Origin of the sequence: Pseudomonas sp. B1-22 (genome assembly GCF_050474425.1) — a bacterium.
Taxonomy (GTDB): domain Bacteria; phylum Pseudomonadota; class Gammaproteobacteria; order Pseudomonadales; family Pseudomonadaceae; genus Pseudomonas.
Genome location: NZ_JBCHVH010000004.1, coordinates 687382 through 701853, shown reverse-complemented (window position 1 = coordinate 701853; position 14472 = coordinate 687382). Strand labels below are relative to the sequence as shown.

Below are 14472 nucleotides of genomic sequence, written 5' to 3'. Positions count from 1 at the left end.
GCTTCGGCATCCTCGGCAGTTGAAACGAAGCGCCATTATGCCGGGGGGAAGAACCAACCGGTGCTCCACCGCGTCAGTGGCCAGAGCGCTGCCAGGCAGAGGACGGCGGGCATCAGCACGATCGGCGGCGGATTGAGATAGTTACCGCCGTCCAGCACCAGGAACGCCAGCGCAATCGAGCAGAGCAGCACGCAGACGCCCCACATCGTCAGCAGCACCAGCGAGGCGCCCAGGACCCTGCCCGCGGCAAAGCGCGCCACCTGCGCGGGCAACCGCGCCCTTGCCGCCAGCATGACCACTGCGAAAGGCACCGCACAGCCGATGAACTGGAAGAGCGGCTGCCAGTAGTCGCCCTCCCGGTAGAGCATTATCACGCTGACCGCCAGGGATGACGCCACCTTGTAGAGCACCGCGCTGAAGCACAGCCCGATGCCCAACGCCACCTGCCAGCCGGCCACGGGCGTGCGCAGCCCCCTGGCGATGCGCTCCGAGCGAGAGCGGGCCAGGCACAGCACCAGCCACAAGGGCAGCAGGCAGGTCAGCAGCAGGTTCAACAGGCCGCTGCCCTGCGTATACAGGAGCACCCAGAACTGACGGCTTTCCTGCTCCAGCGCCCAGCCGTAGAACGAGGTACCAAGGAAGGCCAGACCGGCATTGAGCGCCAGGCTGCTCAGCAGATACAGCACCAGGTAGACCGCCAGCAGCGCGCCCAGCGGACGGAAGCGCAGGATGCCGTGGCGCTCGCACTGGCCATGCACCAGCAGCAGGACGGCAGCGCTGTAGATGAGCAGGCTGCCCACCGTGCTGGAGATCAGCATCGGCATGACGCGCTCCATCTGCTCCCGGAACTGCTCTGCGCTGTTGAACCATTGCCAACCGATGCTGAGGCTGAACAGACAGAGGGTCGCGACGATCTGCGCGGCGATGAAGGGATAAGGCTGGCGGGAAGCGGGCGCCGGCACGGACTCTGACGAGGTCAGCTCGGCCTGCGGCGTGGCGAAGGGGTTGTCGGTGTTCATGGGCAGCGTCCTTGTCGATCCGCGCCGATTCCACCAGAAGCCTTGCGCCGTTGCCAGCACGTTGCGTGCAGGCAAAAAAAAAGCCGCTGATAGCAGCGGCCTTGAGATAGACGTCGATTCGGAGCAATCACATATCGACGTCGGGAAGCTTGCCGGCGGTGAGGCCGGGAACGACGCTCCTCGAAAGCAGCGCTGTTGGGTCAAGTATATTGACCGATAAGACAGGAATACAGGCCACTGGCAGCGAAAGACTGTTACCGCATCTGTAACAGTCGCCGGCTGGCCGCAGAAAATTCGGGCAAAAAAACGCCGCATGTCATATGCGGCGCAAGGTGTTGAGAAGCCCGGCTCACGCACCGGGCCTCCCGGGGGAAGTGGCCGATCAGGAATCGGCGCGGCTGTCGGCGGCGGCCTTGGCAGTCTGCTCGGCGGACTGGGCCTGTTGCTGAGCGATGGCCGCCTGGTTGGCCTCGACCATCTTGTTGGTCATCAGGCGCGATTCTTCGGCGAAGCTCAGTTGGGTGAAGGACAGCGTGCAAACGGACAGCAGGGCAGCAACAAAAAGCGAACGGGACATGATGAAGATCCTTTCTGAACACCCGGTTGGTCGGGGATGTGGAAAGGTTACGGCGCAACAGTGGGTAGAAAAATAGCTAGCTAACCAACAAAGCATTGCCTAAAAAGCAACAATCGCCGGTATTCGATCAAGAAGCCTGATATAGAGCGTCCGCGGCGTTCTGCCGCAGCCAGGTGGCGGCTCAGGCCCAGTTGACGGGATCGTTGAGCGCTGCTTCATCTTCCGCGAAGACCCGGGGCAGCTCCGCCTTGAGGAACTCCACCCAGGTGCGGATCTTCGCGTCGAGGAAGCGCCGCGACGGGTACAGCGCGTAGATCTGCCGCACGTGAAGGCTGTGCCGGGGCAGCACCCGCACCAGCGAACGCTTGCGCAGCGCGGGCGCCGCGACGTAGCTGGGCAGCAGGCAGATGCCCATGCCAGCGGCGGCGGCGCCGGTCAGCGCCTCGGCGACATTGACCATGAAGGTGTCGCGCGGGCGGATCACGCTGGCCTCGTTGCCCTCTTCGAAAGCCCAGCCTTCCGGGAATGTCGGGTCCTGCAGGCGCAGGCACTGGTGCTGGTGCAGGTCGGCCACGGTCTGCGGGGTGCCGCGCCGCTTGAGGTACTCGGGGCTGGCGCAGAGCACGCTGTAGATGGTGCCCAGGGTCTGGGCGACGAATTCGGAGTCGGGCAGTTCGCGGTCGCGGGTGATCACCACGTCCTGGCCTTCTTCGAGGATGTCCGGCTGGCGCTGGGCCAGGGTCAGCTCGATGTAGACCTCGGGGAAGGACTCGCAGTAGCGGGAGATAAGCGGGATCAGGTGCTGCTGGCCCAGGCCGGTGAGCGAATGCACGCGCAGGCGGCCACGGGGATTGAGGTGCGCACCGCTGGCTTCGGCTTCCGCCTCGTCGACATCGGCGAGGATTTCCCGGCAGCGCTGCAGGTAGCGCTCACCGGTTTCGGTCAGCGCCAGACGGCGGGTGGTGCGGTGCAGCAGGCGGGCTTCGAGCTGGGATTCGAGATCGGAGACGACGCGCGAGACCTGGGCTGTGGATAACCCCAGGGCGTTGGCGGCGGCGGTGAAGCTGCCGGCGTCCACCACGCGGACGAAGGCCCGCATCGCGTGAAGTACGTCCATGGAGCCCCCTGCTCATTTCAGCCTGTAGGAAACGACGACCATTGTTGTCTTCGTCGCAAAACTGAATCGCAGTATAGGGTCGTTTTCTGGCGATTGTTACTGCGTATAGTGCCAGCCAAGTCGCTGCAGCAACGTTGGGCATACCAGGCTCATCGTACGGCCGCCGATACACCAATCGACGGCCCTCTCCCCCGCGCATACCTGGCTGCAGCGACTGACTTTTTCTCCTGGGGCGGCCATCTGCGGATGGCCGCCCTTTTTCATTTCTGACCGGAGCACCGGAGTCGAGCCGGAATGTGTAGGAGCGAGCTTGCTCGCGAACCCACTTCATTCCGGAGTCGCCGGGAATCTGTTCGCGAGCAAGCTCGCTCCTACAAAAAGCGAAAGCGGTCAGCGCGGCAGCGGGTACAGGCGCTCGTCGAACTGGTCCAGGCGCACGAACTCCAGCGGCTGGTCGTTCTCCAAGTTCTGCAGGCGGTCCTGGTACTGGCGCAGGAAGTCCACGCGCGCGTCGTTGCTGATATAGGGCACGTGCCAGGCGACGAAGGGCGGCAGCACGGTCATGCCGGTGTAGGCCAGGGTACCGCGCAGGATCGGCCGCAGCATGTCTTCCAGCGGGCCGTGGATGGCGCCTTCGCCGAACATGTGGTCGCGCCCGCCGAGGGTCACGGTCACCAGCGCCTTCTTGCCGGCCAGGCCGCCCTGGTCGTAGAAGCGCTTGCCGCCGTAGCAGATGCCCGAGACCAGCACGCGGTCGAACCAGCCCTTGAGAATGGCCGGCGCGGAGAACCAGTAGATCGGGAAATTGAAGATCACCAGGTCCGCCCAGAGCAGCTTGTCCAGCTCGGCCTGGATGTCGGCGGCGATGGTCTTGGCCTTGGCGCCTTCGCGCTGTTCCAGGGCATAGACCAGGTAGTCCGGGTTGGCGCGGGCACCGAAGTCGGCGGCGCTGGCTACCGGGTTCCAGTTCATCGCGTAGAGGTCGGAGACCTGCACCTCATGGCCCTGGCCACGCAGGGTTTCCTCGGCGAGTTGGTACAGCGCGGTGCTGAAGGATTGCGGTTCGTTGTGGGCGTGGACGATCAGTACGTTCATAGGGATTCCTGACAAGTCGGTGAGCGGCGCTGCCCTCACCCCAGCCCTCTCCCGGTGGGAGAGGGGGTCTGTTTAAAGCTGGATGGCCTTGAGCTCGACGAATTCGTGCAAGCCCTGCTCGCCCCATTCGCGGCCGTTGCCGGACTGCTTGTAGCCGCCGAAGGGCGCACGGTAGTTGAAAGCACCGCCGTTGACGAAGCATTGGCCGGCGCGCATCTGCCGGGCGAGTTTCAGGCCCTGCTCGCGGTCGCCCGCCCACACGGCGCTGGACAGGCCGAACGGCGAGTCGTTGGCAATGGCGATGGCCTCGGCCTCGTCGGCATAGGGGATCAGACAGAGCACCGGACCGAAGATTTCCTCGCGGGCGATGCGCATCTGGTTGTTCACGCCGGCGAAGATCGTCGGCTGCACGTAGTGGCCGCGCTCCAGATGGGCGGGACGCTCGGCGCCACCGCAGATCAGTTGGGCGCCCTCTTCCAGGCCGACGCGGATGTAGTCGAGCACGGTGCGACGCTGGCCGGCCGAGCACATCGGGCCCAGGAAGCTGTCGGCGTCCTGCGGGTCGCCCATCTTCAGCGAGAGGGCTTCGGCGCGGGCGATTTCCACGGCTTCTTCGTAGCGGCTGGCGGGCAGCAGCATGCGGGTCAGTGCGGTGCAGGTCTGGCCGGAGTTGATCATCACGTCCTGCACGCCATGGCGCACGGCGGCGGCCAGGTCGGCATCGGCGGTGATCAGGAAGGGCGACTTGCCGCCCAGCTCCAGGCACACGCGCTTGACCGTCGGCGCCGCGGCTTCGGAGACCTTGACGCCCGCGCCGGTGGAGCCGGTGAAGGACACCATGTCCACGTCCGGGTGGCGCGCCAGGGCTTCGCCGACCTTGGAGCCGGGGCCGCTGACCAGATTGAACACGCCGGCCGGCAGGCCGATGGCGTGGACCATGTCGGCCAGCAGGAAGGCGTGCAGCGGGGTGTCCTGGCTGGGCTTGACCACCACGGTGCAGCCGGCGGCCAGCGCCGGGGCGAGCTTGCCGATCATCTGGTGCAGCGGGTAGTTCCAGGGGTTGATGAAGGCGCAGACACCCACCGCCTCTTTCACGATCAGCGAGTTGCCGACCTCGAGCACTTCGTCCATGTGCGCGGCCATTGCGGCGTAGCTTTCCAGGCCCTCGATCGGCCCGTCGACCTGCACCATGCGGCACCACTGCACCGGCATGCCCAGCTCGGCGGTGATCAGCGCGGCCATCTCGTCGGCGCGGTTCTTCAGTTGCTCGGCCAGCGCGCGGATGTAGCCGGCGCGCACGTGGGACGGCGTCTGCGACCAGGCCGGGAAGGCGCGGCGCGCGGCGTCCACCGCGCGGTTCACGTCCGCTTCGCCGCCCAGCGGCACGCGGCCGACGCATTCCTCGGTGGCCGGGTTCTGCACCTCGGCCAGGCCTTGGCCTTGCGGCGCCACCCAGGCACCGTCGATGTAGAGCTGCGTGCGGTCATGCATAGCGTTTTTCCTTCAGCAGTTCGGCAGCGCACAGGGCAATGCGGCGGCAGGCTTCGCGCAGCGGTTCGGCGCCAAGCACCAGGCCCAGGCGGATGTGCCCGGCGGCGCTGGGGCCGAAGGCTTCGCCGGCCAGTACCGAGACGCCGTGGCGGTCCAGCAGCAGGTTGGAGAAGTCCTGGGCGGAGAGCCCGGTGGCGCGGATGTCCACCATCACGAACATGCCGCCGTCCGGGCGCAGGGCGCGCACGCCGACGCAATCGGCCAGGCAGTCGAGCACCAGGTCGCGGCGCTGGCGGTAGGCCTCGCGCATGGCTTCCAGTTCCGGCAGCTTGGCCTCCAGCGCGGTGCAGGCGGCGTCCTGGATGAAGTCCGGCGAGCCGTAGAGCATGCACAGGGCAAGGTTTTCCAGGTGGACGCAGAGCTCCTGCGGGCCGACCACCCAGCCCACACGCCAGCCGGTCATGGCGTGGGATTTCGACAGGCTGTTGAGGGTCGCGGTGCGCTCGGCCATGCCCGGCAGGCTGGCGGGGCTGATGTGCTCGCCGTCGAACAGCAGCTCGCTGTAGACCTCGTCGGAAATCATCCACAGGTCATTTTCCACGCACAGCTCGGCCAACTTTTCCCAGGTGGCGCGCGGCAGGCTGGCGCCGGAGGGGTTGTGCGGGCTGTTGATGGCCAGGGCGCGGGTGCGCGGGGTGATCAGCGCGGCGACGTCCTCGGCCTGCACGCGGAAGCCGTGCTCGGAGCGCACCGACACCGGGATGACCTTGGCGCCGCAGGCACCGAACACCGCCTCGTAGGTGACGTACATCGGCTCGGCGACGATCACCTCGTCGCCCGGGTTGAGCACGCACTGCGCCACGGCATAGAGCGCGCACTGGGCACCGGCCAGCACGACGACTTCGTCGGCGGTGACGGCCTGGCCGCTGCGCTGGGTGTGGCGGCGGGCGATGGCTTCGCGCAGCGAGCGCTTGCCGCGCACGTCGGCGTAGTGGGTGTTGCCGGCCAGCAGGCTGTCGATGGCCGACTGCACGATAGGCACCGGGGTATCGAAGTCCGGGTCGCCTACCGACAGCAGGAGGATGTCGTCGCCCTTCTCCATGCGCGCCAGGGCGCGGTAGTGGATGTCCCAGGCGGCGGCGCCGTCGCCGGCGATGCGTTGGGTGAAATTGGAATAGCGCATGGGATTCTCCTTGGAGCCTGCCTGCACGGACGGCGGACGGCTCGAAATGCTCAGTGACCGCGCCGGAGCCTGCACGGCCCCGGCGGGTGCGACGGACCTACTTGGCGCAGGCGTGTTTCAGCTCGATCAGGGTCACGCCCGGATGGGCGAAGCCGGCGCGCAGGTCGCGCTCCAGTTCGTCCAGGCTCTGCGGCTCGCGCATCTCGCAGCCGTAGGCGCGGCCGAGCAGGGCGAAGTCCGGGTTGCGCGGCAGGACGCCGATGGGCTCGATGTCCAGGCCGATCATGTCGTCGCGGATCTGCCCCAGCGCGTCGTTGTTCCACAGCAGCACCACCAGCGGGCTGTCCAGCTCCTCGGTGGCGGTGGCCAGTTCCTGGGCGGTGTAGAGGAAGCCGCCGTCGCCGACCAGCACCAGGCCCGGACGCTCCGGCGCGCCGAACTTGGCGCCGATGCCGGCGGGCACGCCGTAGCCGAGGGTGCCGTAGCCGGTGGGGTGCAGCCAGCCGCGCGGGGCCTTGCTCGGGTACAGGTAGTTGGCGGTGTAGGCCAGCTGGGTCATGTCGCTGGCGATGAAGGCGTTGTCCGGCAGGACCTTGGCGATGCGCTCGAGGATCGACTGGTGGATACGTTGCAGCGGCGCGTGGCCGGCTTCGATCTGCGCGCGCAGTTCGGCGATGCGCGACTGTGCTTTCGCGGCGTCGCGGGTCGCGTTCGGCAGCGCGGCGAGCAGCGCTTCGGCGGTGGCCTTGGAATCGCCCAGCAGCGCCACGGCGCTCGGGTAGAAGTCGTTGAACTTGCGCGAATCGACGTCGACGCGGATCACCTCGCCGGTCAACGGCAGGCGCTCGCGCCAGTAATCGGTGTCGGCCATTTCGGTGCCGATGGCGAGGACCACGTCGGCCTCGGCGATCATGTCCCAACCGGCCTGGGTGCACAGGGTGGCGCCCGCGGCGAGCGGCGCTTCCGGCGCCAGCAGGCCCTTGCCGGCGACGCTGGTGAACAGCGGCGCGGCCAGGCGTTCGCTCAGCGCGGCCAGGGCATCGGCGGCATGCAGCGCGCCACCGCCGGCGATGATCATCGGGCGCCGGGCCGCCTTGAGCTTATCCACAGCCTGCTTCAGCGCATCGGCGCTGGGTTGGCCACGGCTGGCGCGACGCACGACTTCGTGGGTCCAGTCGCGGGCGACGGGGTTGGCCAGCACGTCCAGCGGCACGGAGATGTGCACCGGGCGCGGACGCTCGCTGTCGAACACGGCGTAGGCGCGGGCGATCAGCTCGGGCAGGTCCTCGGCGCTCAGGGCGACGGCAGAGAACGCGGTGATCGGCGCGGTCATGGCGCGCTGGTCCTGGGTCTCGTGCAGGCAGCCCCAGCCCTTGCCCAGGCTGGCGGTGTGGTTGACGCTGGAGATCACCAGCATCGGGATCGAGTCGGCGTAGGCCTGGCCGATGGCGGTGGCGGCGTTGGTCACCCCCGGCCCGGTGATGATGAAGGCCACGCCGGGCTTGCCGCTGACTCGCGCATAGCCGTCGGCCATGAAGCCGGCGCCCTGCTCGTGGCGCGTCAGAACGTGACGGATGCCGCTGCCGGGCAGGCCACGGTAGAGCTCCAGGGTGTGTACGCCGGGAATGCCGAACACGGTGTCGACGCCGTAGTTGGCCAGCAGGCGGACCAGGGCCTGGCCGCCGGTGAGGTTCTTGTTCTCTTGCATGAGGTTGCTCCCCAAGGCTAATGCGTGGCCTGCAGGAGCGAGCTTGCTCGCGAACCAACCCCGCTGCGGGGCGTTCGCGAGCAAGCTCGCTCCTACAAGGACGTGCGTTTCATTCGGCGGTACGGATCAGCGCATCCACCGCCACGGCGCCTTCGGCGTCCGCCAGCAGCGGGTTCACGTCCAGTTCCAGCAGGTTGTCCACGTGCTCGCAGGCGTAGTCGGCCACCGCGCGGATGGCTTCCACCAGCGCCTCCAGGTTCACCGCGGGGCGACCGCGGAAGCCGGTGAGCAGCGGCGCGCTGCGCAGGCTCAGCAGGGCATCGCGGATCGCCGCGTCGGTGGTCGGCAGCAGCAGGCTGCGGCTGTCCTTGAGCAGCTCGACGAGGATGCCGCCGGCACCCAGCACCAGCGCCAGGCCGAAGCCGTTCTCGCGCTTGATGCCGACGATCAGCTCGGCCAGCGGCGGGTTGGCCATGCTCTCCAGCAACACCTGGTCGAAGGGCACGCCCGGTGCGTGGCGGGCGATGTTCTCGCGCATGTCGAACAGCGCGGCTTCCAGCGCCGCCTCGTTGCGCAGGTTGAGCGCCACGCCGCCGGCTTCGGTCTTGTGCGGCAGCTGCGCGCTGACCACTTTCAGCGCCAGCGGGAAGCCGACGTCGGCAGCCGCTTCGCGGGCTTGCGTCGGGGTGCTCAGCGCAGCGCGCGGCAGCGGCAGGCCGAAGGGTTTCAGCGCCTGCTTGGAATTCCACTCGTCCAGCAGCCGGCCTTCGCCGTCGATGGCCTGCGGACAGAGCGGCACCAGCGCGGCTTCGCCACGGGCCAGCAGCGCTTCGCGGCGCTGGCGGTAATGGGCGATGCGACCCCAGGCGGCGAGGCCGTCTTCCACACCCTGCAGTGCGGCGACGCCACGGGCGTGCAGCAGTTCGCGGGCATGTGCGGGCAGCAGTTCGGGCAGCGCGGAGGCGATGAAGCCGACCTTGCCGTGGCGCTCCAGGGCGGCGCAGTACAGTTCCAGCAGCAGGTCGCACTGCGGGCGCTCGCCGGTTTCCTCGCCAGGGTAGTCCAGCACCAGCAGGGCGGCATCGGCGTCGGTCTGCAGGGCGCTGTCGAGCATGCGCTGTAGGGCCGGGCCATCGCCCCAGATGGCGGTGGTGAAGTCCAGCGGGTTGGCGATGTTGGCGTAGTCCGGCAGTACCTGTGCCAGCTCGGCGCGCTGGGCGTCGACCAGCTTGGGCAGGGCCAGGCCGTTGCGCTCGGCGTAGTCGGCGATCAGCCCGGCGTCGCCGCCGGAGCAGGCCAGCGCAGCCAGGCTCGGGCCGGCCGGCAGGTTGCCGCAGGCGGCTGCCTTCAAGGTTTCGATGAAGCTTACCGGGCCGCTGACGCGGATCACCCCGAGACGGTCGAACAGCGCGTCGTACAGCGCGTCGGAGCCGGCCAGGGAGCTGGTGTGGCTGAGTGCGAGTTCGGCGCCGATCTCGGAGACGCCAGTCTTCAGGGCGATCACCGGGATGCCTTTCTGCAGCGCCTTGTAGGCGGCGCGGGCGAAGCCGGGGACGTTCTTCAGGCCTTCCAGGTGCAGGCCGATGGCGGTGACGCGCGGCTCGTCGAGCAGCACGTCCATCAGCTCTGCCACGCCCAGCTGGGCTTGGTTGCCCACCGAGGCCATGTAGGCGATCGGCAGCGAGCGGTCGCTCATGGACAGGTTGTAGGCGAAGTTGCCGCTCTGGGTCAGCACCGCCACGCCCTTCTCCACCAGGTGCCCGCCGTGGGCCACCGGCCACAGCGCCGAGCCGTGCAGGTAGTCGAGCAGGCCGTAGCAGTTCGGGCCGAGCAGGGCCATGTCGCCGGCGCTGGCCAGCAGGCGGCGTTGCAGCGCTTCGCCCTCCTCACCGGTTTCGGCGAAGCCGGAGGCGTAGCAGATGGCACCGCCGGCGCCCCTGGCGGCCAGTTCGGCCACGGCCTGTACGGTCAGGTCGCGGTTGGTGGCGATGAACACCGCGTCCGGTCCTTCGGGCAGTTCGGCGATGCTGCGTACGCAGGGCACGCCTTCGAGTTCGTCGTATTGCGGGTTGACCAGCCACATCGGGCCGGCGAAGCCGCCTTCGGCGCAGCGCTTGAGGGCGCGCGCCATGCTGCGGCCGCCGATGAAGGCCAGGTGCCGGGGCGCCAGCAGGCGCTGGAGGTTTTCGCGTTTCATCGCCAGTACCTCAGCGCAGCAGCGGGCGCAGCAGTTCGCGGGAAATGATGTGGCGCTGGATTTCCGAGGTGCCTTCCCAGATGCGCTCGATACGGGCGTTACGCCAGATGCGCTCGACCGGACCCTCGTCCATCAGGCCCATGCCGCCGAAGATCTGCACGGTCTCGTCGGCGACCTTGCCCAGCACTTCGCTGGCGAACAGCTTGGCCATGCCGGCCTCGCCGTCGGTCATGCTGCCGCGGTCCATCTTCCAGGCGGTGTGCAGTGTCATCAGCTCGGCGGCGCGGATCTGCGTGGCCATGTCGGCGAGCTTGAAGGAGATGCCCTGGTAGCTGCCGATGGCCTGGCCGAACTGCTTGCGGTCGGCGGACCATTGCAGCGCCAGGTCCAGCGCGCGCTGGGCCTGGCCGACGCAGTTGGCGGCGACCATCACGCGGCCGGCGGTGAGCCAGGCGTTGGCCACTTCCCAGCCCTTGTCGACTTCGCCCAGGACCTGGGAGGCCGGCACGCGGCAGTCATCGAAGAAGATTTCGTAGGTGTGGTAGCCCTTGTTGCTCACGCATTTCGGGCCACGGCGTACGGTCATGCCGGCGGTGCCCTTGTCCACCAGGAAGGCGGTCACGGCGTTGCGCTTCTTGCCGTTGCGCTCGAAGGTGTCGGTCACCGCGAAGACGATGGCGAAGTCGGCGTGGCCGGCGTGGCTGATGAAGTGCTTGGAGCCGTTGATCACGAAGTCGTCGCCGTCACGCACGGCGCGGGTCTTGATCGAGTTGGCGTCGGAGCCGGCGCCCGGCTCGGTGAGGGCGAAGCAGTCGATCTTCTCGCCCTGCACCACCGGCAGCAGGTAGTCCTGGATCTGCTGGCCCTTGCAGGCCATGAGGATCTTCGAGGGACGCGCGACGAACACGTGCAGCGCCCAGGAGACCTTGGACAGTTCGCGCTCGACCAGCGCCTGGGACAGGTAGTCCAGGCCGCCGCCGCCCACTTCCTCGGGCATGTTGAAGGCATAGAAGCCAGCCGCCAGGGCCTTGCCGCGAATCTGCGCGGCCAGTTCCGGGGACACCGCGTCAGCGCGGTCCACTTCTTCCTCGTACGGCAGCAGCTCTTTCTCGACGAAAGCCTTGACCGCCTCGACGAGCATTTCCTGTTCCTGGGTCAGTTGGAAATCCATCACATCACCTGCAGCCGTTAGCGGCCTTTGAATTGGGGGGAGCGTTTTTCGGCCACGGCGCGCAGCGCCTCTGCGGCATCTTCACTGCGGCCGCAGAGCAGGCCGGCGGCCTGTTCGGCCTCCAGTTGCTGGGCCAGCGTGCGGGCGGCGCCGTCGCGCATCAGGCGCTTGGTCTGGGCGAAGGCGAAGGTCGGGCCGGCGGCCAGGCGCGCGGCGAATTCGCCGACGTGTTCCAGCAGTTGTTCATCGGCGACCACTTCGCTGACCAGACCAGCGTTCAGGGCGCGCTCGGCGTTCCACAGCTCGTCGAGGAACAGCAGGCGCTTGGCCGCTTCGCTGCCGATCAGGCGCGGCAGGTGCCAGCTGGCGCCGGCGTCCGGGCAGTAGGCCATGCCGGTGTAGCCGGCCTTGAAGCGGGCGGAGGCGCCGATGATGCGGAAGTCGCAGCACAGGGTCAGGTCCATCCCGGCGCCGACGGCGGTGCCGTTGACGGCGGCGATGGTCGGCTTGTCCAGGCCGTGCAGGCGGCGCATCAGGGCGTGGGCGGTCTCGGTCCAGCCGTAGGTTTCCAGCTCGCCACGGGCTTCGGCCTCGGCCCATTCGGCGAGGTCGGCGCCGGCACAGAAGCTGCGGCCCTGGCCGGTGAGCACGATGACGCGCACCGCCGGGTCGGCCTCGTGGGCGTCGAGCAGGGCGTGAAGGTTCTTGAGTGTCGGGATGTCCAGCGCGTTGCGCTGCTCGGGACGGTTCAGGGTGATCCAGGCGATGCCGTCCTGGACCCGGCTGAGCGGGGAAAGTTGAGTCATGCGGCCCTCATTCTTGTAGACGATTGTGTTGAGGCGTTGGCGCCAATACTAAACAAGTGTTCAGCAAGGCGGCAATCCACCCGAATGGGTGGCTTGTAACGCCCCTGGCACCGGCGCGAAGGCCGCGCGGTGCGGGGGCCGAGGGGTTTTCCCATGGTGTCCCCCGAGAGCTTGTTACAACTTCGAACAAACGGCCTTGCAGGCCTTCGCGGACAGAGTCCGCTCCTACGTAACCGGCTGGCGTAGGAGCAACTGTCTTGTCCCGGATTAAATCCGTGCCTGTGCTTCCCCCTCACCCCCAGCCCTCTCCCGCTTGAGGAGCGGGGCGCGCAGCCAGGGTTAGGGTGGGGGCTTTTGATCTCGTAGGAGCGGACTCTGTCCGCGATGGATTCCCGGCGGCTCTGTAGCTGGGCGAGTTCGCGAGCAAGCTCGCTCCTACAAGAGCCAAAGAAAAAGCCCCGCGATGCGGGGCTTTTTCGGTGCCACCAGGCTCAGCCGATACTCGGCACCGCCTCGTCGGTCAGTACATGGCCACGCTTGCGCTTGAGCACGTAGTAGGCCAGGTAGCAGGCCGCCATGAAGCCGAAGCCCCAGTACAGCGACGGACGCTGGGTCGGGTCCAAGGCGAGGAACACGAACAGCGAGCAGCAGATCGCGATGCACGCCAGCGGGATCAGCGGGAACAGCGGCGCGGCGTACTTCAGATCGGCCACAGTGCCGCCCTTGGCGATGTGCTCGCGGCGGAAGCGGTACTGGGCGTAGGCGATGACGATCCAGGTGACGGTGCCGGACATCCCGCTCACCGCCATCAGCACCATGAACAGGGTGTCGGCGGCGACGATGCTGGTCAGCAGCGACAGCAGGGCGAACGCCAGGCTGATCAGCAGCGCGTAGAGCGGCACGCCACGGGCGCTGAGCTGGGACAGCTTGCGCGGCGCCATGCCGGTCTTGGACATGGCCCAGAGGATGCGGGTGGAGGCGTACAGGCCGGAGTTGCCCACGGACAGGATCGCGGTGAGGATCACGAAGTTCATCAGGTCGGCGGCGTAGGGAATGCCGACCATGTCGAACACCTGCACGAAGGGGCTTTCCATCAGGCCGGCCTGCTTCCACGGCACGATGCAGGACAGCACGACGATCGCCAGCACATAGAAGATCAGCACGCGGAACACCACGTTGCGCACGGCGCGCGGGATGCTCTTTTCCGGCTGGTCGGTTTCGCCGGCGGCGACGCCCATGATCTCGCAGCCCTGGAAGGCGTAGACCACCGTCATCATCACCGCGAACACGGCGGACAGGCCGTTGGGGAACAGGCCGTCGCTCACCAGGTTGGAGAAGCCCGGCGCAGGGGCGCCGTCGTTCAGGTGGATGCCGCCGAAGATCACCAGCAGGCCGACCACGATGAAGGCCAGGATGGCGGCGACCTTGATGCCCGAGAACCAGTATTCCGCCTCGCCGAAGGCGCGGGTGGCCAGGGCGTTGAGGGAGAACAGCACGACCACGAAGAAGCCCGACCAGATCCAGATCGGCACCTCGGGGAACCAGCGGGTCATCAGCATGCCGGCGGCGGTGAACTCCAGGCCCACGGTGGAGGCCCAGCTCATCCAGTACACCCAGCCGATCATGAACCCGGTGGCCGGGCCGATGAAGCGCGTGGCGTGGGCCTGGAAGGAGCCGGAGACGGGCATCTGCACCGACAGCTCGCCCAGGCAGACCATCACCAGGTACATCAGCAGGCCGGCAACCAGGTAGGCGAGGATGGCGCCCATGGGGCCGCCGGAACCGATGGTGACGCCCGAGCCCATGAACAGGCCGGTGCCGATCACGCCGCCCAGGGACAGCATGAAGATGTGGCGGCTCTTCAGCGCGCGGGTGAGTTGAATCTTCTCTTGCGACTCAGACATGGCGCACCTCCAGGGAACGGCGGGCGCGGCTGAGCGGAACTCTACGTTGGATCATTATTGTTATCTCCAATCAATCAGAGGCCGTGGCTCGGGCACGGATGCCACCGGATTATTGGAAGACGATGTAAGACGCCGTTGTTCGGCGGGATCGAAGTTGTAGAAAGATGTAAGGAATTTGTGCAGGGCGCGTGGGGCGGGGGTTTC

Annotated in this window: 11 protein-coding genes; all 11 read right to left on the bottom strand. The window is 67.5% G+C overall.

The window, feature by feature from the left end; genetic code table 11:
• Positions 1-35: 35 nt before the first annotated feature.
• On the bottom strand, positions 36-1019 hold the full coding sequence (locus ACQ5BL_RS18790; RefSeq protein ID WP_243807450.1) for a hypothetical protein: 984 nt from the start codon (positions 1017-1019) through the stop codon (positions 36-38).
• 382 nt (positions 1020-1401) lie between these two features.
• Positions 1402-1596, bottom strand: coding sequence for a hypothetical protein (locus ACQ5BL_RS18785; protein WP_207884947.1), 195 nt, complete (start codon positions 1594-1596; stop codon positions 1402-1404).
• Positions 1597-1777: 181 nt separating this feature from the next.
• Positions 1778-2713 carry a LysR family transcriptional regulator gene (locus ACQ5BL_RS18780; protein ID WP_207884946.1) on the bottom strand — a complete coding sequence of 312 codons (936 nt, stop codon included), beginning with the start codon at positions 2711-2713 and terminating at the stop codon, positions 1778-1780.
• Between the two features lie 390 nt (positions 2714-3103).
• The gene (locus ACQ5BL_RS18775; RefSeq protein ID WP_207884945.1) at positions 3104-3808 is read right to left on the bottom strand and encodes an NAD(P)H-dependent oxidoreductase; all 705 of its coding nucleotides are present in this window, start codon (positions 3806-3808) and stop codon (positions 3104-3106) included.
• Positions 3809-3880: 72 nt separating this feature from the next.
• Positions 3881-5299, bottom strand: coding sequence for an aldehyde dehydrogenase family protein (locus tag ACQ5BL_RS18770; protein WP_243807449.1), 1419 nt, complete (start codon positions 5297-5299; stop codon positions 3881-3883).
• Positions 5292-6482 carry a pyridoxal phosphate-dependent aminotransferase gene (locus tag ACQ5BL_RS18765; RefSeq protein ID WP_243807447.1) on the bottom strand — a complete coding sequence of 397 codons (1191 nt, stop codon included), beginning with the start codon at positions 6480-6482 and terminating at the stop codon, positions 5292-5294. Before ACQ5BL_RS18765 ends, ACQ5BL_RS18770 begins: the two co-directional genes overlap by 8 nt.
• A 97-nt stretch (positions 6483-6579) precedes the next feature.
• Positions 6580-8190, bottom strand: a complete 1611-nt coding sequence (locus ACQ5BL_RS18760; RefSeq protein WP_243807444.1) for a 5-guanidino-2-oxopentanoate decarboxylase — start codon at positions 8188-8190, stop codon at positions 6580-6582.
• 109 nt (positions 8191-8299) lie between these two features.
• Positions 8300-10387, bottom strand: a complete 2088-nt coding sequence (locus ACQ5BL_RS18755) for an acetate--CoA ligase family protein (RefSeq protein ID WP_243807442.1) — start codon at positions 10385-10387, stop codon at positions 8300-8302.
• Positions 10388-10397: 10 nt separating this feature from the next.
• A complete protein-coding gene (locus ACQ5BL_RS18750; RefSeq protein ID WP_207884940.1) occupies positions 10398-11558 on the bottom strand; it encodes an acyl-CoA dehydrogenase family protein in 1161 nt (386 codons plus the stop codon).
• A gap of 17 nt (positions 11559-11575) precedes the next feature.
• A complete protein-coding gene (locus tag ACQ5BL_RS18745) occupies positions 11576-12364 on the bottom strand; it encodes an enoyl-CoA hydratase/isomerase family protein (RefSeq protein WP_243807440.1) in 789 nt (262 codons plus the stop codon).
• Between the two features lie 491 nt (positions 12365-12855).
• Positions 12856-14268 carry an amino acid permease gene (locus ACQ5BL_RS18740; RefSeq protein ID WP_243807438.1) on the bottom strand — a complete coding sequence of 471 codons (1413 nt, stop codon included), beginning with the start codon at positions 14266-14268 and terminating at the stop codon, positions 12856-12858.
• Positions 14269-14472 lie beyond the last annotated feature (204 nt).